Source organism: Streptomyces blattellae (genome assembly GCF_009709555.1).
Lineage (GTDB): Bacteria > Actinomycetota > Actinomycetes > Streptomycetales > Streptomycetaceae > Streptomyces > Streptomyces blattellae.
Window position 1 is genome coordinate 21,519 of sequence record NZ_WJBG01000218.1, and the last position, 23,952, is coordinate 45,470.

A 23,952-nucleotide genomic window follows, 5' to 3' on the forward strand; every position below is an offset into this window, starting at 1 on the left:
TCGTACGTCTTTCAAGTGTTTATCGATCTGGTCGCGGTACCCCCCTCACCGCCGAGAAACGGCACAGGGTGCCGCAGTATGTACGGGTGGAGAAAGTACGCCTTCTGGTCGTGGACGACGACCCGCCGATCGCCGACCTCGTCGCGACGGTCGCCCGCTACGAGGGCTGGGAGGCGGTCACCGCGAACTCCGGGGAGGAGGCGCTGCGGCTGGCCGCCGAGTTCCATCCGGACATCGTGGTGCTGGACCTGATGCTGCCCGACCTGGACGGCTTCGGCGTCCTGGACAAGCTGCGCCGCTCCGGGGCGATGGTGCCGGTGGTGTTCCTGACCGCCCGTGACGGGGTCGCCGACCGGGTGGCCGGGCTGACCCGGGGCGGCGACGACTACCTGGTCAAGCCGTTCGCGGTGGAGGAACTGATGGCCCGGCTGCGCACCGTGCTGCGGCGCAGCGCCGGGCCCGGCTTCCAGCGCTCGGTGCTCCAGGTCGCCGATCTGACGATGGACGAGGACACCCGGGAGGTGCGGCGCGGCGAGAAGCTGCTCACGCTCACCCCCACCGAGTACGAGGTGCTGCGCTACCTGATGCGCAAGTCGCCGACCGTGCTCACCAAGGCGCAGATCCTCGACCATGTGTGGGAGTACGGCTTCGGCGGCCGCTCGAACGTCGTCGAGCTGGTCGTCAGCAGGCTGCGCCGCAAGCTCGACGAGTCCGACGACGGCACGGCGCCGCTGATCCACACCGTCCGGGGCTTCGGGTACGTGATCCGACAGGCCGCCGAGTGAGCCGGCGGCTGCGGCGGACGTACGGCAGGCTCCGGCTGGGCACCAGGCTCGCGCTGGGGCTGGGCGCGCTGTCGCTCGTCGTGTTCGCGGTCGTCGGCACGGGCCTGACGACGTACATGAAGAACTACCTGTCGTCCCAGCTCGACGAGCATCTGGCACAGGCCCAGATCGCCCAGGCCGAGGCCCTCGCGGACTACGGCACGCTGGAGGGCAAGAAGTACTACAACTGGTTCTACGCCGTGTACGACGTGCCGGACGGCAGGCCCGAACTCCGCAGGCCCGAGGACCCCGCCGACCTGCCGAAGGACGTCGACGCCTTCACCGCTGTGGCCCGGGCCCAGACAGCCGAGCACACGGAAGTCCTGCGCAGCGAGGACATCCAGGGCGAGGGCCTGTACCGGCTGCGCGCCTGCGAGGTGGAGCCCGGTGTGGTGCTGGTCAGCGCCGCGCCCATGGGCGAGATCGAGAACACCGTGGACCGGCTGATCGTCATCGAGGTCGTCACCTTCGTGCTCGCGCTGCTGGCCCTCGTGGTGTTCGGGCGGGGGATGCTGCGGCGCGGCCTGAAGCCGCTGAGCGACATGGCGCACACCGCGCGCGACATCAGCTCGCACGATCTGACGGACTCGTCCCGGCTGCCGGTACGGCACGACAGGCCCGGCGGCGGGCCCGAGGTGGAGGAGTTGCGCACCGCGTTCAACACGATGCTGGAGCACATCGACAGCTCCCTCGCGGTGCGGGCGGAGGCGGAGCAGCGGCTGCGCCGCTTCGTGGCGGACGCCTCGCACGAACTGCGCACACCGCTGATGTCCGTACGGGGCTATGCCGACCTCTTCCAGTACGCCGCCGCCAACGCCCCCGAGGAACGGGACAAGCACCTGGCGCGGCTGCGCGCCGAGGCCGCCCGGATGGGCTTCCTCCTGGACGACCTGCTGCTGCTCGCCCGGCTGGACGCCGCCGAGGTCGAGGAGCCGCTGCGGATCAAGGAGGCCGACCTGGTGGAGCTGGTGGAGCACGCCGCGGACGCCTTCCGCGCGATCCACACGGACCACCCGCTGACGGTGGCCACCGACCCCTCCGTGCTGCCGATGCGGCTGGATCCGCAACGCATCCGGCAGGTCCTGGACAACCTCCTCACCAACGCGGCCGTGCACACCCCGGCGGGCACCGCGGTGTCCGTGTCCGTGTCGGTCACGGACAGCCGGGCCGTCGTCCGGGTCGCCGACGCCGGCCCCGGCATCCCGCCCACCGACCGGGAACGGGTCTTCGACCGCTTCTACCGCGTCGACAAGGCCCGCAGCCGCGACCGGGGCGGCAGCGGTCTCGGCCTGGCGGTGGCGCACTCACTGGTGTGTGCGCACGGCGGCACCATCGACGTCACCAGCGAGCCGGGAGCGACGGAGTTCACGCTCTCGCTGCCGCTGCCGAAAGCTCTTACGGAGCGGTGACGGTTCACCGGTTCCGGTACACGACGTCGCCACGTCGACGGGGCCCCTCCGGCGGTTGAGGGCGGCGGGGGCGAAACCCGCCTGTCAGGCCCCGGCCATCGGCAGGGTCACCTCGAAGCGGCAGCCGCCGGGCACGTTGTGCACCGCGGCCCGCCCGTGATGCGCCTCCACGATCCCCCGCACGATCGCGAGACCGAGCCCCGCCCCCGCCGGCGGCGTACGCGCGTCGCTGCCCCGCCACCCGGTGTCGAAGACGCGCGACAGATCCTCCTCGGGAATACCGCCGCAGCCGTCCGTCACGGACAACACCACACCGTCGGCCGAGCGTTCGGCGGCCACGGCGACCGTCCCGTCCGCCGGCGTACGGCGGATGGCGTTGACGAGCAGATTGCCCAGCACCCGGCTCATCTCCTTGCCGTCGACCTCGACCGGCACCGGCTCCACCCGGTCACCGACAAGCCGTACGCCGTTCTCGCGCGCAAGCGGGTCCGCCCCCGCGAGGGCGTCGCCGACGAGGTCGTACAACGAGATCCGGCTCGGGCTCAGCGCCAGCGCCCCCGCGTGGATGCGGGAGAGTTCGAAAAGGTCTCCCACCATGCCGTTGAGGCGTTCCACCTCGGTGCGGATCTGGCGGAGGTAGCGGTCGGGGTCGGCGGCGACACCGTCCTCCAGTGCCTCGGCCATGGCACGCAGCCCGGCGAGCGGGGTGCGCAGGTCGTGCGAGATCCAGGCGACGAGTTCGCGCCGGGAGGACTCCAGGGCACGTTCCCGGGTCCGGGACTCGGCGAGCTTGGCGCTGGTCGCCTCCAGCTCCCGGCTCAGAGCGGCGAGTTCGGCGGTGGCGGGGCCGTCGGGCGAGGTGAAGTCGCCTCCGTCGCCGAAGGAGCGGGCGGCGAGCGCCAGGGCCCGGCTGCTGGCGACGACCCAGCGGCCGAGCAGAGTCGCGGTGGCGAGGGAGACCACGGCGGCCATCGCGACGACCAGCGTGACGACCTTCAGGTCGTGCTCGGACAGGAACATCGCCTGCGCGACCACGAGGGTGCCCGCCAGCATCGCGGTGACGGCGACGGCGGCGACCACGGTGAGGTGCACGGCGAGCGAGCGGCGCCGGACGATCCGCAGGACGCCCGCGCCGAGCAGGCCGGCCGCGGCGGCGCCGAGGAAGGCGAAGAGGGCGATGAGGAACATGTCGCGCATGGTCACGCCTCTCCGGTGTCGAAGCGGTAGCCGTCCCCGGTGTCGAAGCGGTAGCCGACGCCCCACACCGTCTGGATCAGCCTCGGGCGCCCCGGATCGTCCTCGACCTTGCTGCGCAGCCGGCGGACATGGACGGTGACGGTCGACAGGTCGCCGAAGTCCCAGCCCCACACCTCACGCATCAGGTCCTCCCGGCTGAAGACCCGGCCGGGGTGCCGGAGGAAGAACGCGAGGAGGTCGAACTCACGGACCGTGAGGGCGATCTCGGTGCCGTTCCTGGCGGCGCGGCGGGAGGCGGGGTCGACGGTGAGCCCGGCCGCGTGCACGCCGGCGGACTGCTGGGCGGCGGTGGCCCCCGCGGCGTGCGCGGAGTCGGGAGACCGGGGGAGGGCGCGACGCAGCACGGACTCGACGCGCAGGACGAGTTCGCGGGGGCTGAAGGGTTTCGTCACATAGTCGTCGGCGCCGACCTCCAGGCCCAGGATCCTGTCGTCCTCGTCGCCGCGCGCGGTGAGCATGATGACCGGCACGGGTCCGCGCACCCGCATCCGCCGGCACACCTCCAGGCCGTCCATGCCGGGCAGCATCAGGTCCAGCACGACGAGGTCCGGCCAGTGCGCGGCGGCCCGGGCGAGGGCGTCGGGCCCGTCCCCGGCCCGGTCGACGACGTATCCGGCGCGGTCGAGGTAGCCGGACACGACCTCCGCGACGGTCGGATCGTCATCGACGACGAGGACCCGGGCCCCGGCCCCGGCCCCGGCCCCGGCCCCGGCATGCTGCTGCTGTTCCATGCCGTAAGCCTCGCACCACGCGCGCACGGCTCAGGCCGGCCCCCGCTGACGTCTCTGTTTCGTAAGGAACCGAGGTCCGCTCGTCGGTTCCCGGCCACCGTCCCGTCACGCAGGAGGGGAACGCTCTCCGCGTTCCCCCTTTGCTCGCCTCCTCTTGCTCGCCTCCTCATACCCGTCCGTCCCGCCACGGCGGCGGGCACGACGCGGAAGGACGACGTGCGCCGTGTCCCCGCTCCGGATCCCCCCTGCCGCTCTCCCTCCCGTTCCCTGTCCCGCTCCCTCTCCCGCTTCGGTCCGCGCCCCCGTACCGGCCACGACGCGTCAGCGCCGGCTGCGCTGGGCGCTGAGTCCGCTGCCGCTCCTGCTGATCGGCGGGTACGCGGCGTTCGACTGGCCCACCGTCCAGGACAGCGCCGTCCGGCTGGCCGGTGCCGACCCCTGGTGGCTGCTGGCCGCAACCGGGTTCAACATCCTGTGCTGGGTGGCCGCGTCCGTGACCCGGCAGGGCGCCCTGCCGGAACGGCTGCCGCCGGGCCCGCTGCTGGCCTCGCAGTTCGCCGCGGGCGCCGCCAACCACGTACTGCCGGCCGGCCTCGGCGCCCACGCCGTGACCCTGCGCTTTCTGCGGAACCAGGGGATACCCCTCCCCCGGGCGACGGCGTCGCTGGCGCTGTACTCGCTGGTCAAGCCGGTCACGAAGATGCTGCTGATCCTCGCGTTCCTCGCCGCCTCCCCCGGCGCGCTGCGCGTCGGCCGGCTCCTCCCGGACGCGGAGACGCTGGCCCTGGCCGGCACCGGCATCGCCTGCGCGCTCGGCGCCGCGGCCCTGCTCGTGACGGCCGTACCACCGCTGCGCCGGCCGCTGCCCGGCTGCCTGAACACCGCCCTGACCGACGCGCGGCTGCTGCACACCCGACCGGTCCGGGTGCTCCAACTGTGGGGCGGGGCCGCCGCGTTCTGGCTGCTGCAGGCCTGTGTGCTCGCCTCGGTGGGGTCCTCGCTCGGGCTGCACCTGCCCTGGGTGCATGTGATCTTCGCGTATCTCGCCGCCAGCGCCGCGGTCGGGGCCGTGCCCGCGCCCGGCGGCATCGGCCCCGTGGACGCGGCGCTGGTGTTCACCCTCGCCGTGTTCGGCGCACCCATGGTCCTGGCGACCGGCACGGTGATCGGATTCCGCGTGATCACGGTGTGGTTGCCGTTGCTGCCGGGGGCGCTGGTGTTGTCGGGGATGGTGCGGCGGAGGATGTTGTGAGCGCCCCCGCCGCGGCGGAGCGGCACATTGACCCGGCCCCGCAGGAACGCGTCCTGCTCCAGAACGCGTCGGCCCGTGAGAACGCCGCTCAGTCCCCGTCGGCCGTCAACCGCACCGCGATGCTGTTGATGCAGTACCGCTGGTCGGTGGGCGTCGGGTAGCCCTCGCCCTCGAAGACGTGGCCGAGGTGCGAGCCGCACCGGGCGCAGCGCACCTCGGTGCGGACCATGCCGTGCGAGCGGTCCGCGATGAGTTCCACCGCGTCGGTGTCCTTGGGGTCGTAGAAGGACGGCCATCCGCAGTGCGACTCGAACTTCGTGTCCGAGGTGAAGAGATCGGCGCCGCAGGCGCGGCAGGAGTAGACGCCCTTCGTCTTGGTGTCGGTGTACTCACCGGTGAAGGCGGGCTCCGTGGCGGCCTGGCGCAGCACCGCGTACTCGCTCGGGGTCAGCTCCGCGCGCCACTGCTCGTCCGGCTTTTCGACGTCGTACGACATGGGTGTCAGCCCCTCACTGCGACAGACGGTCCAGGATCAGCGGGCCCAGGTCGGTCACATCGCCCGCGCCCATGGTGAGAACGAGATCGCCCGCCTTCGCCATTCCCGCGATCACCGACAGCACCTCGGCCTTGTCGTGGACCGCCGTGACATCCGCGCCCGCCGCCCGCGCGGCCTCGATGATCAGTTCGCTGGTGACACCCGGGATCGGGTCCTCACGGGCCGGGTAGACGTCGAGGACGACGGAGGCGTCGGCGAGGGAGAGGGACTGGCCCATCTCCTTGCCCAGTTCCTGGGTGCGGGAGAACAGGTGCGGCTGGAAGACCACCAGGATCCGGGCGTCACCGGCCGCCGACCGCATCGCCTCCAGGTCGGCCGTCATCTCCGTCGGGTGGTGCGCGTAGGAGTCGATGACCTGGACGCCCGCCGCCTCGCCCTTGAGCTGCAGGCGGCGCTTGACACCGGTGTACGCGGCCAGCGCGGGCGCCAGCTCCGCGGCGGGGACGCCCAGCGCCACGCCGGCGGCGAGCGCGGCGACCGCGTTGTGGGCGTAGTGCCGGCCGGGGACGGAGACCGTGAAGGTGATCTCCGTGCCGTCCAGCAGGACCGTGACCTCGCTCTTCAGCCCCTGCGCCCGCACCGACAGGATCCGTACGTCCGCGTCCGGCGCCTCGCCGTACGTCACCACGCGGACGCCCTCGATCCGGCCCGCCAGTTCGCGCGCGCCGTCCTGGTCCGCGGCGATCACCAGCGTGCCGCCGGGCACGATCTTGCCCGCGAAGGTCTCGAAGGACTCGTAGATCTCGTCCATCGACGCGTAGTTGGCGTGGTGGTCGAGCTCCACGTTGAGGACGATGGCGACCTCGGGGGCGTACTTGTGGAAGCTGCGGTCGCTTTCGTCGGCCTCGGCGACGAAGATCTCCCCGTCGCCGTGCAGGGCGTTGGAGCCGGGGGCGTCCAGGTCGCCGCCGATGGCGTACGACGGGTCCAGGCCCAGCTCGGACAGCGAGACGGCCAGCATCGACGTGGTGGTGGTCTTGCCGTGGGTGCCCGCGACCGCGATCGCACGCAGGCCCTCCATCAGGGCCGCGAGGGCGTCGGAGCGGTGCACCACCGGGATGCCCAGCTCGGCCGCGCGGGCCAGCTCCGGGTTGTCCTCGCGGATCGCCGACGACACCACGACACAGCTGGCGTCGTCGGCGAGGTGCTCCGTGGCATGCCCGATGTGCACGGTCACACCCAGCGCGCGCAGCGCCTCGGCGGTGGCGGACTCCTTCGCGTCACTGCCCGCCACCTTCGCGCCCCGCTGCGCGAGGATCTTCGCGATCCCCGACATCCCGGCGCCACCGATGCCGATGAAGTGCGGTCGGTCCATGGCGGTAGGAAGGCCGGGTGCCATGAGTGCTTCTCCCCAAGTGATGCGACACGTATCGAGGGGTCAGCCTATGCCTTGCTGTGGGAGAACAGCTTCAGTACCGGCACCCCCACCTTGTGCCGGGCCCGCGAGGCCCAGTCCCGGTGGAAGAACTCCTCCACGTAGTGGGGGTCGGTCAGCACGATGACCTCGTCGGCCCCGGTCTCCTCGACCAGGGCCCTGAGCGCGTCCAGCGGGTGGTCCTCGATGAGGCGGCCCTCCGCCTGGCTGCCGGAGCCGCGCAGGGCCGTGAGGGACACCGCCAGGGCCTGCTCGCCGAGGACGGCGGCGTCCTTGCCCTCCGGGGTCTCCCGCTCGCGTGCCGCCTCGTCCAGCTCGCCGAGGGCGATGTCGTCGATGGCCCGCAGCAGACGGTCGGCCTGGTCGCCGCGCGGCTGAAGCAGGACGTGGAACGAGACCGGTTCGTCCCCGTGCAAGGTGGTGACGAACTCCACGTCGGCGGACGTCAGGGCCTTCTCGATCATCAGTACGCTTGTGAACACGACAGGCGTCCTTCTCCTCCGTGGGCCTTGTCCGGGCCCCTGCGGAAACCATCCTGCCCCGCGATCGCACGGGGACTGCGAGATTTAGTGTGCCCACCGGAAGCTAAACGGAACGGCAGATTCCACCGATCACCGGACGGGCATTTCCACCGCCCCCCGGACCGGCACCCCCGCCGGCCACCGGACGGGCACGTCCACCGGCCACCGGACGGGCACCTCCACCCACCACCGGACCGACACTCCCACGCACCACCGGACGGGCACCTCCACCCACCACCGGACCGACACTCCCACGCACCACCGGACGGGCACCTCCACCCACCACCGGACCGACACTCCCACGCACCACCGGACGGGCACCTCCACCCACCACCGGACGGGCACCTCCACCCACCACCAGCCCGGTCGCTTTCCGGCGTTTCCCGGTCCGTCGGCATCAAGCTCGCCGGTACCTGCCGAAGAGGAACCCGTCCTCCTCCAGCAGGGACTCCAGGGCGAGGCGCCGCGGCACCGCGACCGCCGGCCCGCCCGCGATGCGCTGCGCGTCCCCCGCGGTGAGCATCGGGGAGACGGTCAGACACAGTTCGTCGAGCACCTCGGCGGCCACCAGCTGGCCCAGCAGCCGCGGACCGCCCTCGGTCAGCAGCCGGGTGTGTCCGAGGTCGGCGAGAGCCCGTACGGCGCGGGCCGGGTCGACTCCGACCCCGTCACCGCCGATCACCACCTGCGCACCCGCCTTCTCCGCGGCCGCGATCCGGTCGGGGGCCGCGGCGGCGCCCGTCAGGATCAGCGTCGGCACCGTGGCCGAGGTGAACAGCGGCAGCGTGAAGTCCAGGTTCATGCTCGCGGTGACCACCGCGATCGCCGGCGCGGGCGCCTGTCCGGCCTCCGTACGCCGCCGGGCGAACTCCTCACGCGCGCGTGCCGGACGATAACCCTCCTGGCGTACCGTTTCCGCGCCGACCACGACCACATCCGCCAGCGCCCGCAGCGTCCCGAAGATCCGCATGTCGGCCGCACTGGAAATGGGCTGCGAGCGGCCACCGTGCTGGGCGGCCCCGTCGAGCGTGCCCACCATGTTGGCCCGCAGCCACGGCTCCCGCCCACCGGGACCGGCCTCGGGATAGGCGTAGGCGTCGGCCAGCTCGTCGAGGCTCCATTCACGGCCGTCCGGGGCTGTTTCGCAGGTCACAGGGAACAGACGTCGCATGTCATGCAGTCTGGCACGCCGCCGAGCGGGTCCGACGAGGTCGGGCACGGTTCGACCGCGCCCCGAAGCGGCGCGGGGTGTCGATCGGCGGCTACCGCCGCGCGGGCGCGACCAGCCACAACAGACCCGCGGACGAAGAACCGGCCTTGCCGCGAAGCGCCTAAGGTAGGGAACCGTGCCTACCTCCACCGCCGCCTCCGGAACCGGTCCGATAGCCGACGGGTCCCCCGTGTCCCTGTGCGCCCGCGAGCCGCACGTCCCCGCGGACCGGCTGGTCGCCGAGATGGTGCCGCCGCCGCGCTTCGACTCGGTCCGCTTCAGCACGTACATCCCGGACCCGAACCAGCCCAGCCAGACCGAGGCCGTCCGGGTGCTGGAGGCCTTCGCGGGCGGGCTGGGCGGCGCCCCCGCGTCCGCCACCGCCAAGCGCGGCTTCTTCGGCCTCGGCAAGCCGAAGGCGGCGAAGGCGGCGAAGACCCCGGCCGGCCCACGCGGCGTCTACCTCGACGGCGGCTACGGCGTCGGCAAGACCCACCTGCTCGCCTCCCTCTGGCACGCCACCCCGGCCGAGCCCGCGCTCAAGGCGTTCGGCACCTTCGTGGAGCTGACGAACCTGGTCGGCGCCCTCGGCTTCCAGAAGACCGTCCAGACCCTGTCCGGGCACCGCCTGCTGTGCATCGACGAGTTCGAGCTGGACGACCCCGGTGACACCGTCCTGGTCTCGACGCTGCTCGGCAAGCTGGTCGACGCGGGCGTCGCGCTCGCCGCCACCTCGAACACGCTGCCGGGCAAGCTCGGCGAGGGCCGGTTCGCGGCGGCCGACTTCCTGCGCGAGATCCAGGGCCTGTCCGCGCACTTCCGCCCCCTGCGCATCGACGGCGAGGACTACCGTCACCGCGGGCTGCCCGAGGCGCCGGCGCCGTTCTCCCGCGAGCAGGTCACCAAGTCCGCGTACGCCACGCCGGGCGCCTCGCTCGACGACTTCCCGCATCTGCTGGAGCATCTCGCCCGGGTCCACCCCAGCCGGTACGGCGCGCTGACCGACGGAATCAGGGCGGTGTGCCTGACCGACGTCCAGCCGATCCCGGACCAGTCGACCGCGCTGCGGCTCGTCGTCCTCGCGGACCGGCTGTACGACCGCGAGGTGCCCGTCCTGGCCTCGGGGCTCCCCTTCGACCAGCTGTTCAGCGAGGAGATGCTGAAGGGCGGCTACCGCAAGAAGTACTTCCGGGCGATCTCCCGGCTCACCGCGCTCGCGCGGGACGCCAAGGGTCTCGTCGAGATCGCCTAGCCGGACAACTCCCCCAGGTCAAGAGGTATTTCACGCCAAGAGGCCACGACTTTCAGGCTCTCTTCAGCCGGAAACGTTAAGTTAACCCTGCAAACAACTTTGCAGGGTTAACGTGTTTCTTGACCAGTCATTGACCAAGTGTTGGTGTGCGCATAGTTCATGAACTGCCTGGAGGGGGGCGCATGTTCCGAGGTACGACGGCCCGGACCCTGGTGTCGGCCCTCGCCGCCGCCCTGCTCGTCCTGCAGTTCTTCGCTCCCTCCACATTATTCGCATACGCGCACACGGTCGGTCACGTCGAGGCCAAGGCCCAGCCCGGATCCAAGCTGTCACCCAAGGCGCTGCACAACGGAGCCATCGCGTTCCGTGACGTGAGTTGCTCCGGGGATCCGACCGGTCCCCGGCGCACCCAGGAGCAGAACCGGTCCTGCGCCGCCTGGGCCGGGTCGCAGGAGCACCCTTTCGTGGCCCCGTCCACGAGAGCCGCGCGCCTGACGGTGCCGAGCGCCGCGCAGCGTCGCACGGCGAGATCCTCGACAACCCACTCTCCGGCGGCACTTCAGGTCTTCCGCTGCTGAGAGAGAGCAGAGCAGCCCCCACAACCCCCCACCACTCTGTCTTGCACGTCCGACGCGCCTTTGGTGCGCCAGGAGGAGTCACCACATCATGCAGCCCCTCATCGACAACGCCCGTACGTTCGGACAGCGCCCTGAGGAGTTCGCCAAACTCGCCGAAGGCCAGTCCCCCGAGGTCCTGTTCATCACCTGTTCCGACTCCCGGGTCGTACCGGCCCTGATCACGGGTGCCCGCCCCGGCCAGCTCTTCGAGCTGCGCACCGCGGGCAACATCGTCCCGCCGTACGCCTCCGAGCACCCCACCAGCGAGGCGGCCACCATCGAGTACGCCGCGGAAGTGCTCGGCGTCCGCGACATAGTCGTCTGCGGCCACTCCCACTGCGGAGCGGTCGGCGCACTGGTGCGCGGTGACGATCTGGACGCCGTACCAGCCGTCCGCGACTGGCTCGCCTCCGCGACACCACGTCCGCGGGGAGCGGCCGGCGATCCGACCGTGGCCGAGGGGGTGCAGAGCCATGTCCTGGCGCAGTTGCTGCGGCTGCGCTCCTACCCCTGCATCGCACAGAAGCTCGCCCAGGGCCAACTCGCCCTGCACGCCTGGTACTACGAGGTACACACCGGCGCCGTACTGGCGCACAGCCCGCAGACCGACACCTTCAAGGCCCTGTGAGCACCGCCATGAGTACCTCCACCCTCACCAAGTTCCCTCATCTGCGGCAGGACTTCGCCGCGTCCCTCGTCGTCTTCCTGGTCGCGCTCCCGCTGTGTGTCGGCGTGGCCGTCGCCTCCGGTGTGCCGGCCGAGCTCGGGCTCGTCACCGGCATCGTGGGCGGCATCGTCACCGGGCTGATGCGCGGCAGCAGCCTTCAGGTGTCCGGCCCGGCCGCCGGTATGACCGTGCTGGTCTTCGAGGCGGTGCGCGAGTTCGGGCTGCCGGTGCTCGGTGTGCTCGTGCTCGCCACCGGCCTGCTCCAGATGCTGATGGGCGCCCTGAAGCTGGGGCGCTGGTTCAGGGCCATCTCGATCGCCGTCGTCGAGGGCATGCTGGCCGGTATCGGGCTCGTCCTGATCGCCGGGCAGCTGTACTCGGTCGTGGACGCCGAGGCGCCAGCCTCCGGGCTCGGGAAGATCGCGGGGCTGCCCGGGGCGTTCACCGACGCCCTGTCGGACACCGGGGCCTTCGCCTCGCTGTGCCTCGGCGCGGGCACGATCGCCGTGCTGGTGCTGTGGAAGCGGATGCCGCGCCGGGTGCGCACGGTGCCCGGTCCACTGGCCGCGGTGGGCCTGGCGACGCTGGTCGCCGTGGTCTTCGGCCTGCCGGTGGCCACCGTCGAGGTACAGGGGCTGCTGGGCTCCATCCAGCCGCCGCCCCTCGATGCCTTCGGTGAACTCGCCGATGTCGGCGTGCTCACCACCGTCGCCGCCTTCACGCTGATCGCGTCCGCCGAGTCGCTGTTCAGTGCGGCGGCGGTGGACCGGCTGCACGACGGTCCGCGCACCGAGTACGACAAGGAGCTGATCGCGCAGGGCGCCGGCAACACCGTCTGCGGTGTGCTGGGCGCGCTGCCGATGACCGCCGTGATCGTGCGCAGCGCGGCGAACGTCCAGGCGGGCGCGCGGACGAAGGCGTCCAGGGTGCTGCACGGCGTATGGCTGCTGCTGTTCGCCGCCCTGCTGCCGGCCCTCCTCGCCTACATCCCGATCCCGGCCCTCGCAGGCATCCTGGTGCACGCCGGCGCCAAGCTCATCCCGGTCCGGGAGATCGTGTCGCTGTGGCACGAGCATCGCGGCGAGGCGCTGATCCTGATGGTCACGGCGGTGTCGATCGTCGCGGTCAACATGTTCGAGGGCGTGCTCATCGGCCTCGCGCTGGCCATCGGCAAGACCGCGTGGGAGGCCTCGCACATCAAGCTGGAGGTCATAGACAAGGGGGCCGGGCCCGTCCAGGCGTATCTGTCGGGCAATGCGACCTTCCTGCGGCTGCCGAAGATACTCGACAGCCTGGAGGCCCTGCCCCAGGACCGTCCCGTCGAGCTGAACCTGTCCGGTCTGCACCACCTGGACCACGCCTGCCGTACGGCGCTGGAGAACTGGGCCGAGCGGCACAGCGCGGTCGGCACCGATCCGGTACGGCTCGACGGTGCCGTAGCGGTACCTGAGGCGCGGAGTTAGCACCCGCCGACGCCGGCCATGCCCGGCTGAGGCCCCGGCCCGGGGCTTCAGCCGGGCATATCGTCGCCCCGTCGCCCCATCTCCCCGTCGCCCCATCTCCCCGTCGCCCCATATCGTTGCCCTATTCGGGCATATCGTGGAAAGTAGTATGAATCTCATACTTTCTATGCAGGGCGGCTGAACAGGGGTCGTCATCATGCTTGAGGAGTTGCTGGCCGCGGTCATCGCCGCCGGGGCGGCCGGGGCCATCTACATCGCCGCCGCCGCGCGCGTCGTCAAGCAGTACGAGCGCGGAGTGGTCTTCCGGCTCGGGCGGCTGCGCGGCGACGTGCGCCTGCCAGGGCTCGCCCTGATCGTCCCCGGCATCGACCGGCTGCACAGGGTCAACCTGCAGATCGTGACGATGCCGATCCCGGCCCAGGAGGGCATCACCCGGGACAACGTCACGGTGCGGGTGGACGCGGTCGTGTACTTCAAGGTCGTCGACGCCGCCGCGGCGGTCGTCAACGTCGAGGACTACAAGTTCGCGGTCTCCCAGATGGCCCAGACCTCGCTGCGGTCGATCATCGGCAAGAGCGACCTCGACGATCTGCTGTCCAACCGGGAGAAGCTCAACCAGGGCCTGGAGCTGATGATCGACAGCCCCGCCGTCGGCTGGGGCGTGCAGATCGACCGCGTGGAGATCAAGGACGTGTCCCTGCCGGACACCATGAAGCGCTCGATGGCCCGGCAGGCGGAGGCCGACCGGGAGCGCCGGGCCCGGATCATCAACGCCGACGCCGAGCTCCAGGCCTCCAAGAAACTCGCCGAGGCCGCGCAGCAGATGGCCGACACACCCTCCGCGCTCCAGTTGCGGCTGCTCCAGACGGTGATGGCGGTGGCGGCGGAGAAGAACTCCACGCTGGTGCTGCCCATCCCGGTGGAGCTGTTGCGGTTCCTGGAGAAGGGGGCGGAGACCCACCCGGAACACCTCGACCGCCCGGCGCCCGACACCTCCGGCCGACGCCCACCGGACCACGCCGGTCGGACTCCTCCCGTCTCCGCCGGCCAGATGCCCCCAGACCACGCCGGTCAGATCCCTCCCCGCCCGGCTGACCAACTCCTTCCCGACGATCTCGGCCAGCTCCCGCCCGACCAGCCCGACCAGCTTCCGCCCGACCAGCCGGACCAGCTCCCGCCCGACCAGCCGGACCAGCTCCCGCCCGCCCCCTCCAGCCGGCGGTCCGCCCCCGACCGCTCGCTGGAGCAGTGAAACGCTCTACGCGCGTGGTTCACGCGGCCGCGACCAGATGGTAGACACGGCGGCGTCACAGTCCTGTCCGCCAGCAGGAAGGTTGCCCCATGCCCGAGTACGGCCGTACGACACGCCGTCAGATGCTCGCCCGCACCGGCGCGTCGGTCGCCTCCGTCGCCTCCATCGCCTTCGCCGGTGATCTCACGGAACTCTTCGCGGGTACCGCCCCCGCGCAAGCGGACCTGGGCCACACCGGTTACGGCCCGCTCGTCCCGGACCCGAAGGGCCTGCTCGATCTGCCGAAGGGCTTCCGCTACCGGGTCCTCTCCCGCGAGGGCGACCCGCTGCGCTCCGGCGAGGGCCGGGTGCCGTCCCGCCCGGACGGCATGGCCGCCTTCGCGGGCCGGCACGGTCGCGTCCATCTGGTCCGCAACCACGAGAACAGGGCCAACGCCGAGATCTCCGTCCCGACGGTCCAAGGCCTCACCTACGATCCCGCGGGCAAGGGCGGCTGTACGGCCCTGACGCTGGACAGCGGCGGCCGGGTCCTGGCCGAACGGGTCGCGATCGCCGGTACGGCCGTCAACTGCGCGGGTGGCCCCACTCCTTGGGGCACCTGGCTGACCTGCGAGGAGACCGAGGACCGGGCAAGCTCCGGCGGCTATGCCAAGGACCACGGCTTCGTCTTCGAGGTCGACCCGGCAGAACCACACCGCAGCGGGGCCGTACCGCTCACCGCGATGGGCCGCTTCCAGCACGAGGCGGTCGCCGTCGACCCCCGTCGCGGCATCGTCTACGAGACCGAGGACGCCTTCGAGCGGCCCTTCGGCCTCTTCTACCGCTTCCTGCCCGACCGGCCGCTCGGCGGCCCCGGTTCGCTCCGCGCCGGCGGCCGTCTCCAGGCGATGCGCGTGCCCGGCGTACCCGACCTCTCCTCGGTCCGGGAGACCGGCGCCCGCTTCGACGGCGTCGAGTGGGCCGACGTACCGGACCCGCTCGCGGCCGGAACCCCCCTCCGCCTCCAGGACTTCGGCCCGCGGGGCATCACGCACGCGCAGAAGCTGGAGGGCTGCTACTGGGGCGGGCGGTCCGTGTACTTCGTGTCGTCGTACGCACGCACCGCCGAGGGCTCGGCGGCCGACCACTACGGGCAGGTCTGGCGGTACGACCCGTCGGCACGCAGTCTCACCCTGGTGGTCGCCTTCGGCCCGGACACGGACGTCCAGTTGCCCGGCGAGTCACCGGACAACATCTGCCTCGCACCGAGCGGCGGGCTCATGGTGTGCGAGGACGGCAGCGGCGCCCAGCACGTCTTCGGCGTCACGCGGCAGGGGGAGGTGTACGCGATGGCCCGCAACCGCCAGAACATCGGCACCGCCGAGGAGCCGGAGTGGGGCGAGTTCGCGGGCGTCACCTTCTCGCCCGACGGCGGGACGATGTACGTCAACTGCTACACGCCCGGCACGACGTTCGCGGTGACGCGGAGCTGAGCCCTTCCGGCCGGAACTGAGTCCTCCCCGGCGAGCGGGTGAATTCGGCGAGAGACACCTGGAAAGGGCCCGTAAAGGACAAAGGGAACATTCCACACATAGCTACGTTCGTGCGGTGATCACACTTGTACGAAGAGTAGCCGTCGCCTGCACCCTGTGCGCCGCCCTCGCCTCCTGCGGGCCGGCCGAAGCGCCGCACCATCCACCCGCCCCCGCGAAGCGGACCGTCGCCCCGTCACGGCCCCCGACCCTCGCCCCCGGCCCCGCGGGCCTGACCCCCGTCTTCGAGAACGGCCCGCGGACCGGGGACAAGACCGTCGCCCTCACCTTCGACGCCGACATGACCGCGGACCAGGGGCCGAGGGCGGCGGCCGGGGAGCGGTTCGACAATCCACGGCTCATCGCGACGCTCCGGGCGCTGAAGGTGCCGGCCACCGTGTTCATGACGGGCCGCTGGGCCGAGGAGTACCCGGTCCAGGCCCGCGCCATCGGCCGGGACCCGCTCTTCGAGGTCGCGAACCACTCGTACAGCCACTACGCCTTCACCGACGACTGCTACGGCCTGCCGACCGTGTCCGGGGACCGGATGCGGGCGGACGTGGAGCGCGCGTACGCGGCCTTCCGCAGGGCCGGGGTGCGGGAGCCGATGCCGTACTTCCGCTTCCCCGGCGGCTGTTACGACGGCCGGGCCCTGAAGGCGCTGAGCGCCACCGGCGTCACCGCCGTGCAGTGGGACGTGGTGGGCGGGGACGCCTTCGCCACCGACGCGGGCGCGGTGGCCCGGCAGGTCCTGGACGGCGTACGGCCGGGCTCGGTGGTCGTGCTGCACTGCACGACCAGCGCCGCCCCGACGACCGAACGCGCCCTCCGTACGATCGTCCCCGAGCTGCGCCGCAAGGGCTTCCGGTTCGTGAAGGTGTCCGAGCTGATCGGGGCCGCGGACGGACGGCATTGACCCTCGCACGACGGACAGCTGGCCCTCGTACGCTGGACATATGAGCGACGACGACTACTGCCTGATCGACGCGACCAGGCCGCCCAGGGCCGACGGCCCGCCGTACGCGGAGTGTGTGCTGTGCCGGGAGCCGACGGAGTACCCGGAGTCGTACAAGGGCATCACGCTCTGCCCGGTCTGCGAGTGGCAGGAGGCCCAGCGCACGGCCTGCTCGGGGTGACCGACGCGCTACAGCCCGGTCCCACATGTGGTGCGGCCCTCCTCTCGCGCCCGGAGCAGCCGATCTTCCGCCTGGCAGACTGGCGGACGTGACCAGCCCGTCGCCCGGCCGGGATCATGGGTCTACCGTGAGATCCGCGCGCTGGAACGCGCAACGCCGAGGGTGTGTCCGGGAGTTGTCATGTCAGTCGACCGTCCGCTGATCAACAGCAAAGTGCCGCACTCCGCCCGCATCTGGAACTACTGGCTGGGCGGCAAGGACTGCTACGAGATCGACCGGCAGGTCGGTGACCAGATGCGTGAACTCAACCCCGAGATCGTCGACATAGCGCGCGCCCAGCGGGGGTTTTTGAAGCGCGCGGTCACCTATCTGGCCGGGGAGGCCGGTATCCGGCAGTTCCTCGACGTCGGCACCGGCCTGCCCACCTTCGACAACACCCACGAGGTCGCCCAGGGCATCGCCCCCGAGGCGCGGATCGTGTACGTCGACCACGACCCCGTCGTGCTGACCCATGCCCACGCGCTGCTCACCAGCACGCCCGAAGGCGCCACCGACTACATCGACGCCGACCTTCGCGCACCGGAGTCCATCCTGCGGGGCGCCGAGGGCACGCTCGACTTCAGCCGGCCCGTCGCGCTCATGCTGCTCGGCGTCGTCGCGCACATCCCGGACGACACCGCGCGACCGATCGTGGAACAGCTCAAGGAAGCCCTCCCCGCCGGGAGCCACCTGGTGTTCTGCGACAGCACCGAGGTGTTCCACGCGGACGAGATGCGGGCGATGGTCGAGCGCTGGAACGAGGCGAGCGACAACCCGCGGGTCAACCGGACCCCCGAGCAGCTGGCCCGCTTCTTCGAAGGCTTCGACCTGCTGGAGCCCGGTCTGGTCCCGGTCGCCGAGTGGCGCTCCGGCCCGGCTGGCCCGGACGAGCGGCGAGACGTGGACAGCTTCGGCGGCGTGGCCGTCAAGCGCTGAACGCCGGTCCCGTTCCGCGCCGTTGAACACCGGCCGTCTCCCGCGCGTACCTCCCGACGTCGGCGGCCTCCCGCCCACGTCCACTGCCTCGCCCGAACCTCAAATGTTGCTCTGAAGGCGCCCGGAGCGCGGTTCGGGTCGGCGTGCCGGGGCCATACCCCGTCACACAGCGGCGGAACGTCGAAGGAGACGACGCGGCACAGCCAGGTGACACCGGGGCGGAGGAGGGAACGATGGAGCGACTGGGGACGGGCATCGGGTGGCGGCCGGAGATCGCGGACGCCGTGGAGCGGATGCCGGGTATCGACTGGGTCGAGGCCGTGGCGGAGAACGTGTGCCCCGGCCATCTCCCCGAGTGGCTGCTGCGGCTGCGTGAGCGCGGCGTGACCGTGATCCCGCACGGTGTCTCCCTCGGCCTCGGCGGCGCCGACCGCCCCGACGAGATCCGCCTCACGGCACTCGCCGAGCGGGCCGAGGCGCTGGGCGCCCCGCTGGTCACCGAGCACATCGCGTTCGTCCGGGCGGGCGGCCCGCTCACCGTCTCCCCCCGTCTGGAGGCGGGCCACCTGTTGCCGGTCCCGCGCACGAGGGATGCCCTCGACGTCCTCTGCGAGCACATCCGTATCGCCCAGGACGCCCTGCCCGTGCCGCTCGCCGTGGAGAACATAGCGGCGCTCATCGCGTGGCCCGGCGAGGAGATGACCGAGGGCCAGTTCCTGTACGACCTCGCCGACCGCACCGGCGTACGGCTCCTGATCGACGTGGCCAACCTGCACACCAACCACGTCAACCGCGCCGAGGACCCGGCCAAGGCCCTCGCCGAACTCCCCCTGGAAGCCATCGCCTACGTCCATGTCGCCGGCGGCTTCCGGCGCGACGGCGTCTGGCACGACAGCCACGCCCACCCGGTCCCCGACGAGGTCCTGGACATCCTGACCGACCTGGCCTCCCGAGTCGCTCCGCCCGGCGTCCTGCTGGAGAGAGACGAGAACTTCCCGGAACCGGCTGAGCTGGAACGGGAGTTGGGAGCGATCAGGGGCGCTCTGGAGAAGGGCCGGACCGCACGGGAGTCGCCGACCGGCCACCCCGCAGCGGCACCGCAGGGCTCCAAGGCACCAGAGCGCCACAGGGCCCCGCAGAACCCGGCCTCCACGCCTCCCACCGACACGACCGCCGCCCGCCAGCGCCTCGCCCTCGCACAGACGGCACTCCTGTCCGCCCTGGTCGCCGGCACGCCCGTCCCCGAAGGCTTCGACCGGGTCCGGCTCGGCGTACAGGCACGGGCCCTGGCCGGAAAGCGAGCGGACGTCGTGGCGAAGGTCGCCCCCGAACTCCCGCACATCCTGGGCCCGTCCTACCGTCCCGCTTTCCTCGCCTACGCCCAGCGCCACCCGATGACGGGCGGCTACCGCCAGGACGCGCTGGACTTCGCGGGCCACCTGCTGTCCGCGGGCCGCCCAGAGGACGCGACAGCCCGACGGCACCTCCACGACTGGCACCTGGACCGCTCAGGCCCAACCCCGCGCCCCCACCGCCCCACGACCCGCCTGGCCCGCGCAACCCGCAAGGTACTGCTACGCCGCTGAGCACGCCCCCTCCGGGAGACGACACCCACCCCGACCCTCGCCCCCAGAGCCCCACCCTCACCCCCTTTGCCCCTGTACGCCCGCCACGCACACGCCCCCCACACCCCCCACCACACCCACCCAACCTCAACCATGCCTCCCCACCTCCCAGTTGGCGAAGACCGCGAAGTAATATGCCAACGCCGCACCAGAAGCGCACTGACGTGCGGTGCCGCAAGCAGGAGGCACCATGCGACCCCGACCCCCGATCAAAGGCCGAGGCATATTCTCCGGCACCGGCCTGATCATCACCGGCCTGGCAGCGACCCTCGCGGCGCTGATCTACCCGATCTGGTCGTACGCCGACCGATCGGGAACCGGGGTGGACGTACTCAACGCCGAGACGGTGCCGACGAGGTTCGGACCACTGTCGGCGCTGGACCGCGACTTCGTCACGAAGGTCAGGCTCGCGGGCCTGTGGGAGCTGCCCGCGGGCCGGCAGGCCCAGCAGAAGGGCACCACCCCGGCCGTACGCACGGCGGGACAGCACCTGGTCGAGGGCCACGCCTTCCTGGACGAACGGGTCCGCGACGTCGCCTCCCAGCTGGGCCTCGCACTGCCCAACGAGCCCACCGACCAGCAGCAGGAGCGGCTCGCCACGCTCAACGCGGCGCAGGGAGTGTCGTACGACCGCGAGTTCGCGAACATCCTGCGCCGGGCGCACGGCGACGTCTTCACCCTCGTCGCCCAGGTCCGCGCAAGCACCCGCAACTCCCTGGTCCGTGCGCTCGCCGACGACGCGAACACCACCGTGCTGGACCACATCACGGTGCTGGAGGCCACGGGCTACGTCGACTTCGACGCCCTGGCCCGCGACATGGCCGCCGCCGGCACTCCCCCGCTCACCCGCTCCCCGGCCCCGCCCGGTCCCACCACCGACCCTGGCCCGGTCGTCCCGCTGACCCCGCCGTCGTCCCCGTCCCCGACGTACTCGCTGCCGCCACCGGCCACCGACCCACCGCCCGGTATTCCCGGCGGTTCCTGAAGGGGCTCCATGTTCTGGGTACTGCTCCTGCTGCCGGCCTGGGCGATCGCGGGCATTGCGTGCACGCGGTTGTGCCTGGCCGCCGTACGTACAGCAGCCGCGGACGCCGATGCGACCGCGGGCCGGGGTCACGACCTGACGCTGTACGAGGCGGCGTTCCTGTCCGGTGGCCCCCGCCGGGTCGCCGATCTGACGCTGGTGTCGATGGCCCGCCAGCAACGGCTGCTCCTCGCGCACACGGGCTGGGCGACCGTCGTCGACCCGCGCGGGCGGGACGAGATGGAGCGCTCGGTGATCGGGGCCATCGGGCCAGAGGGGCAGTCGCCGATAGCCCCGGTGCGGGACGCCGCAGCCGCCGCGGACGCGGTCGGCAGCCTCGCCGACCGGCTGGTCAGCGCGGGCCTCGCCGTGCCCGCCGGCTCCCGTACGTCCGTCGGGGCAGCGGTCCGCCAGGTGCAGCTCGCCACGGTGGCCGTCCTCGCGCTGGGCACCGCCGCGCTGCTGACGCCCGCGCCGTCGGAGCTGCCGCGCCATCTGGTCGCCCTCTGGTTCGCGCTCCCGCTCGCCCTCACCCTGAGCTGCCTGGCCATCGCGCGGATCGAGATCCACCCGTACTCGCACTGGGCCTCCCCGGCCGGGCAGCGCCTGCTGGGCGCCCTGGCCTTGCACGCCGGCTCCGGGGACGACCGTACGTATCTCACCTCCGTCGCCGTACGCGGAGTGCGCGCGATCGGCGAACCGGACCTGCGCGCGGCCTTCGGGCGCCGTGATCCGTACTGGCGCCACCGAGACTCGTCAGGGGGCGCATAGGGCGCAATGGCGCCGACACCGGCAGGCGGTGCTTGCCTTCGCCGACGGCCGACCGAAACATCCCTTCTGTCGCTGCCGTGCACCGAAGGGATACCTGATGAGAGCCCCCGCCCTCTACTCGGCCGCCGGGTCTTTGCTCCTGACAGCCCTCGCCGGTGTCAGCGCCCCGCCGGCCGGCGCCGCCGTGGCCGCCGCGGGCATGCCCGAGCTGCAGGGCACCGCGGTCGCCGCCGCGCGCGCCGCGGCGGCCGGGATCGACTTCGGCACATGCGCCCTGGGACAGGACATGCCGGGCCGCATGCAGTGCGGCACGGTGACCGTCCCCCTCGACTACGCGCAGCCGAACGGCAAGCAGATCAAGCTCACCGTGAGCCGCGTGCGGGCGACCCACAAGGACCCGCACAACAGCAAGCGCGAGGTGCCCCGGCAGGGCGCCCTGGTCTACAACCCGGGCGGGCCGGGCGCCTCCGGCATGTACTTCCCGCTGGTCGGCCTGCTCCCCGAGTGGAAGCGCATCGCCGGGGCGTACGACCTCGTCGGCTACGCCCCGCGCGGGGTCGGCCGGTCCGCGCCGCTGTCCTGCCAGGACCCCAAGCAGTTCTTCAAGGCGCCGTCCGAGTCACCGACGTACCCCTCTCAGGCGCACAAGAAGGAGCGCATCGCGCAGGCCAAGGCGTATGCGCGCGGCTGCGCCAAGCGGTCGGGCAGCGGCCTGAAGCACTATCACTCCCTCAACAACGCCCGGGACCTGGACGTCCTGCGGGCCGCGCTGGGCGAGGAGAAGCTGACGTTCATGGGCGCCTCGTACGGGACCTACTTCGGGGCGCTGTACGCGACGCTGTTCCCCACGCATGTGCGGCGGATGGTGCTCGACGGGCCGGTGAACCCGGACCCGGAGCAGATCTGGTACCGCAACAACCTCGCCCAGTCGGCCGCGTTCGAGGGCCGCTGGGCGGACCTGCGGAAGTGGATCGCCAAGCACGACCGCGTGTACGGCCTCGGCGACACCCCGCAGAAGGTGCTGCTCAGCTACGAGAAGGCGCGGGCGCGACTGGCCGGCAAGCCGGCGGGCGGCAAGGTCGGGCCGGGCCAGTTGCAGGACGCGTTTCTCACGGCCGGATACTACGACGACTACTGGCCGGGTCGCGCGCAGGCCCTGTCGGCGTATCTGAAGGGCGATCCGCAGCCGCTGATCGACATCGCTGGTCCGCAGACCGCGGCGGCGGCCGAGGAGGAGAACTCGGGCGCCGTCTACACGGCCGTCGAGTGCAACGACGGGCCCTGGCCGACGGACTGGGCGGTGTGGGACCGGGACAACACCCGGCTGGCCCGCCTGGCGCCCTTCGAGACCTGGGAAAACGTATGGCTCAACCTGCCGTGCGCCTACTGGCCGGCGCCCCGGCAGCAGCCCCTCGACGTGCGCACCGCGCCGGGCGAGCTGCCGCCGACGCTGCTCCTGGCCGCCGAGCGGGACGCGGCGACGCCCTATGACGGCGCCCGCGAAATGCAGCGGCGGCTGTCGGGCTCGGTGCTGGTGACCGAGCGGGACTCCGGCACGCACGGCATCGCGGGCGGGCCGAACGCCTGCGTCAACGGCCACCTGGACGCCTACCTGCTGGAGGGCCGCCTGCCGCTGTGGCGTGCGGCCTGCAAGGCGCACCCGGAGCCCAGGCCGGAGACGAAGACGGCCGAGCCGCCCCGGACGGGCGACCGCGCCGACAAGGCGACAGCCGCCCGGCACAAGGGCTGAGGCTGAACAGGACCTGGTCAGCCTCGCTCGGGGCTGATCAGGCGAGCCCCGCGATCAGCTCGCCGATGTCCTTGCGGCGGCCCGTGAAGAACGGCACCTCCTCGCGGACGTGCATCCGGGCCTCCGAGGCACGCAGATGACGCATGAGGTCGACGATGCGGTACAGCTCGTCGGCCTCGAAGGCGAGGATCCACTCGTAGTCGCCGAGGGAGAACGAGGCGACCGTGTTGGCGCGCACGTCCGGGTAGCCGCGGGCCATCTTGCCGTGGTCGGCGAGCATGCGGCGGCGGTCCTCGTCGGGCAGCAGGTACCAGTCGTAGGAGCGCACGAAGGGGTAGACGCTGATGTAGTTGCGCGGCGTCTCGTCGGCGAGGAACGCCGGGATGTGCGAGCGGTTGAACTCGGCGGGACGGTGCAGCGCCATGTTCGACCAGACCGGTTCGAGGGCGCGGCCCAGCCTGGTGCGGCGGAAGAGGTTGTACGCCTCCTGGAGCTGGTCGCTGGTCTCCGCGTGCCACCAGATCATGAGGTCGGCGTCGGCGCGCAGCCCGGACACGTCGTAGGTGCCGCGGATCGTCACGTCCTTCGCGGCGAGCTGGTCGAACAGCTCCTGGACCTCGTCGGCGTAGCCCGCGCGGTCCTCGGGGAGGGCGTCCTTCAGCTTGAAGACGGACCAGAGGGTGTAGCGGATGACCTCGTTGAGGTCCTTGGCCAGCTTGCCCTTGTTCGGGATCCTGGCGGACTCGGTGGTGGGGGCGTCGTCACTCATGTCTT

At 71.8% G+C, this 23,952-nt stretch carries 22 protein-coding genes; 15 read left to right on the top strand and 7 right to left on the bottom strand.

Annotated features, from left to right (window positions below):
• Positions 1-86: 86 nt before the first annotated feature.
• Both GFH49_RS30820 and GFH49_RS30825 read left to right on the top strand, forming a co-directional pair.
• Positions 87-785, top strand: coding sequence for a response regulator transcription factor (locus tag GFH49_RS30820; RefSeq protein WP_155059347.1), 699 nt, complete (start codon positions 87-89; stop codon positions 783-785).
• Positions 782-2,233, top strand: a complete 1,452-nt coding sequence (locus GFH49_RS30825; protein ID WP_155059348.1) for a sensor histidine kinase — start codon at positions 782-784, stop codon at positions 2,231-2,233. Before GFH49_RS30820 ends, GFH49_RS30825 begins: the two co-directional genes overlap by 4 nt.
• Positions 2,234-2,317: 84 nt before the next feature.
• Here the strand turns inward: GFH49_RS30825 and GFH49_RS30830 are convergent, their stop codons facing one another.
• Both GFH49_RS30830 and GFH49_RS30835 read right to left on the bottom strand, forming a co-directional pair.
• Complete coding sequence (locus GFH49_RS30830) at positions 2,318-3,430, bottom strand: sensor histidine kinase (protein WP_155059415.1); 1,113 nt, start codon at positions 3,428-3,430, stop codon at positions 2,318-2,320.
• 2 nt (positions 3,431-3,432) lie between these two features.
• Entirely contained in the window at positions 3,433-4,221 is a 789-nt protein-coding gene (locus GFH49_RS30835; protein WP_155059349.1) for a response regulator transcription factor, read from the bottom strand.
• Between the two features lie 223 nt (positions 4,222-4,444).
• Between GFH49_RS30835 and GFH49_RS30840 the strand changes: the two genes are divergently transcribed.
• Positions 4,445-5,473, top strand: a complete 1,029-nt coding sequence (locus tag GFH49_RS30840; protein WP_155059350.1) for a lysylphosphatidylglycerol synthase transmembrane domain-containing protein — start codon at positions 4,445-4,447, stop codon at positions 5,471-5,473.
• Between the two features lie 88 nt (positions 5,474-5,561).
• Here GFH49_RS30840 and msrB read toward each other — a convergent pair whose 3' ends face one another.
• The 4 genes from msrB to GFH49_RS30860 all read right to left on the bottom strand — a co-directional run bounded on the left by msrB (position 5,562) and on the right by GFH49_RS30860 (position 9,096).
• Entirely contained in the window at positions 5,562-5,969 is a 408-nt protein-coding gene (gene msrB / locus GFH49_RS30845; protein WP_155059351.1) for a peptide-methionine (R)-S-oxide reductase MsrB, read from the bottom strand.
• Between the two features lie 13 nt (positions 5,970-5,982).
• Entirely contained in the window at positions 5,983-7,368 is a 1,386-nt protein-coding gene (gene murC, locus GFH49_RS30850) for a UDP-N-acetylmuramate--L-alanine ligase (protein WP_155059352.1), read from the bottom strand.
• A 44-nt stretch (positions 7,369-7,412) separates the two neighbouring features.
• Positions 7,413-7,886: an indole-3-glycerol phosphate synthase gene (locus GFH49_RS30855; RefSeq protein WP_155059353.1), complete on the bottom strand. Its 474-nt coding sequence runs from the start codon at positions 7,884-7,886 to the stop codon at positions 7,413-7,415.
• Between the two features lie 436 nt (positions 7,887-8,322).
• Positions 8,323-9,096, bottom strand: a complete 774-nt coding sequence (locus GFH49_RS30860; RefSeq protein WP_155059354.1) for a pyrimidine reductase family protein — start codon at positions 9,094-9,096, stop codon at positions 8,323-8,325.
• 175 nt (positions 9,097-9,271) lie between these two features.
• Between GFH49_RS30860 and zapE the strand changes: the two genes are divergently transcribed.
• The 12 genes from zapE (at position 9,272) to GFH49_RS30920 (ending at position 23,178) form a co-directional block, all read left to right on the top strand.
• On the top strand, positions 9,272-10,387 hold the full coding sequence (gene zapE, locus GFH49_RS30865; protein ID WP_155059355.1) for a cell division protein ZapE: 1,116 nt from the start codon (positions 9,272-9,274) through the stop codon (positions 10,385-10,387).
• Positions 10,388-11,053: 666 nt separating this feature from the next.
• Positions 11,054-11,632, top strand: a complete 579-nt coding sequence (locus GFH49_RS30870) for a carbonic anhydrase (RefSeq protein WP_155059356.1) — start codon at positions 11,054-11,056, stop codon at positions 11,630-11,632.
• Between the two features lie 8 nt (positions 11,633-11,640).
• Positions 11,641-13,134, top strand: a complete 1,494-nt coding sequence (locus GFH49_RS30875; protein ID WP_155059357.1) for a SulP family inorganic anion transporter — start codon at positions 11,641-11,643, stop codon at positions 13,132-13,134.
• A gap of 196 nt (positions 13,135-13,330) precedes the next feature.
• The gene (locus GFH49_RS30880) at positions 13,331-14,386 is read left to right on the top strand and encodes a slipin family protein (RefSeq protein WP_155059358.1); all 1,056 of its coding nucleotides are present in this window, start codon (positions 13,331-13,333) and stop codon (positions 14,384-14,386) included.
• A gap of 89 nt (positions 14,387-14,475) precedes the next feature.
• Positions 14,476-15,858 (top strand): alkaline phosphatase PhoX, encoded by a 1,383-nt coding sequence (locus GFH49_RS30885; protein WP_155059359.1) that lies wholly within the window; start codon positions 14,476-14,478, stop codon positions 15,856-15,858.
• Between the two features lie 115 nt (positions 15,859-15,973).
• A complete protein-coding gene (locus GFH49_RS30890) occupies positions 15,974-16,813 on the top strand; it encodes a polysaccharide deacetylase family protein (protein WP_155059360.1) in 840 nt (279 codons plus the stop codon).
• A gap of 40 nt (positions 16,814-16,853) precedes the next feature.
• On the top strand, positions 16,854-17,033 hold the full coding sequence (locus GFH49_RS30895; RefSeq protein WP_155059361.1) for a hypothetical protein: 180 nt from the start codon (positions 16,854-16,856) through the stop codon (positions 17,031-17,033).
• Between the two features lie 180 nt (positions 17,034-17,213).
• Entirely contained in the window at positions 17,214-18,008 is a 795-nt protein-coding gene (locus GFH49_RS30900) for an SAM-dependent methyltransferase (RefSeq protein ID WP_155059362.1), read from the top strand.
• A 233-nt stretch (positions 18,009-18,241) separates the two neighbouring features.
• Positions 18,242-19,594 carry an MbnB/TglH/ChrH family RiPP precursor modification enzyme gene (locus GFH49_RS30905; RefSeq protein WP_155059363.1) on the top strand — a complete coding sequence of 451 codons (1,353 nt, stop codon included), beginning with the start codon at positions 18,242-18,244 and terminating at the stop codon, positions 19,592-19,594.
• Between the two features lie 229 nt (positions 19,595-19,823).
• On the top strand, positions 19,824-20,618 hold the full coding sequence (locus GFH49_RS30910) for a DUF4142 domain-containing protein (RefSeq protein WP_155059364.1): 795 nt from the start codon (positions 19,824-19,826) through the stop codon (positions 20,616-20,618).
• Positions 20,619-20,627: 9 nt separating this feature from the next.
• On the top strand, positions 20,628-21,428 hold the full coding sequence (locus GFH49_RS30915; RefSeq protein ID WP_155059365.1) for a TIGR04222 domain-containing membrane protein: 801 nt from the start codon (positions 20,628-20,630) through the stop codon (positions 21,426-21,428).
• 97 nt (positions 21,429-21,525) lie between these two features.
• Entirely contained in the window at positions 21,526-23,178 is a 1,653-nt protein-coding gene (locus GFH49_RS30920; RefSeq protein WP_155059366.1) for an alpha/beta hydrolase, read from the top strand.
• 37 nt (positions 23,179-23,215) lie between these two features.
• Here the strand turns inward: GFH49_RS30920 and hemQ are convergent, their stop codons facing one another.
• Positions 23,216-23,947 carry a hydrogen peroxide-dependent heme synthase gene (gene hemQ / locus GFH49_RS30925; RefSeq protein ID WP_155059367.1) on the bottom strand — a complete coding sequence of 244 codons (732 nt, stop codon included), beginning with the start codon at positions 23,945-23,947 and terminating at the stop codon, positions 23,216-23,218.
• Positions 23,948-23,952: the final 5 nt, after the last annotated feature.

Coding starts and splice junctions, on each gene's coding strand:
- GFH49_RS30830 (WP_155059415.1), bottom strand. CDS start 3,430: ATGCGCGACATGTTCCTCATCGCCCTCTTCGCCTTCCTCGGCGCCGCC.
- GFH49_RS30835 (WP_155059349.1), bottom strand. CDS start 4,221: ATGGAACAGCAGCAGCATGCCGGGGCCGGGGCCGGGGCCGGGGCCGGG.
- msrB (WP_155059351.1), bottom strand. CDS start 5,969: ATGTCGTACGACGTCGAAAAGCCGGACGAGCAGTGGCGCGCGGAGCTG.
- murC (WP_155059352.1), bottom strand. CDS start 7,368: ATGGCACCCGGCCTTCCTACCGCCATGGACCGACCGCACTTCATCGGC.
- GFH49_RS30860 (WP_155059354.1), bottom strand. CDS start 9,096: ATGCGACGTCTGTTCCCTGTGACCTGCGAAACAGCCCCGGACGGCCGT.
- GFH49_RS30870 (WP_155059356.1), top strand. CDS start 11,054: ATGCAGCCCCTCATCGACAACGCCCGTACGTTCGGACAGCGCCCTGAG.
- GFH49_RS30875 (WP_155059357.1), top strand. CDS start 11,641: ATGAGTACCTCCACCCTCACCAAGTTCCCTCATCTGCGGCAGGACTTC.
- GFH49_RS30880 (WP_155059358.1), top strand. CDS start 13,331: ATGCTTGAGGAGTTGCTGGCCGCGGTCATCGCCGCCGGGGCGGCCGGG.
- GFH49_RS30885 (WP_155059359.1), top strand. CDS start 14,476: ATGCCCGAGTACGGCCGTACGACACGCCGTCAGATGCTCGCCCGCACC.
- GFH49_RS30895 (WP_155059361.1), top strand. CDS start 16,854: ATGAGCGACGACGACTACTGCCTGATCGACGCGACCAGGCCGCCCAGG.
- GFH49_RS30900 (WP_155059362.1), top strand. CDS start 17,214: ATGTCAGTCGACCGTCCGCTGATCAACAGCAAAGTGCCGCACTCCGCC.
- GFH49_RS30905 (WP_155059363.1), top strand. CDS start 18,242: ATGGAGCGACTGGGGACGGGCATCGGGTGGCGGCCGGAGATCGCGGAC.
- GFH49_RS30910 (WP_155059364.1), top strand. CDS start 19,824: ATGCGACCCCGACCCCCGATCAAAGGCCGAGGCATATTCTCCGGCACC.
- GFH49_RS30915 (WP_155059365.1), top strand. CDS start 20,628: ATGTTCTGGGTACTGCTCCTGCTGCCGGCCTGGGCGATCGCGGGCATT.
- GFH49_RS30920 (WP_155059366.1), top strand. CDS start 21,526: ATGAGAGCCCCCGCCCTCTACTCGGCCGCCGGGTCTTTGCTCCTGACA.
- hemQ (WP_155059367.1), bottom strand. CDS start 23,947: ATGAGTGACGACGCCCCCACCACCGAGTCCGCCAGGATCCCGAACAAG.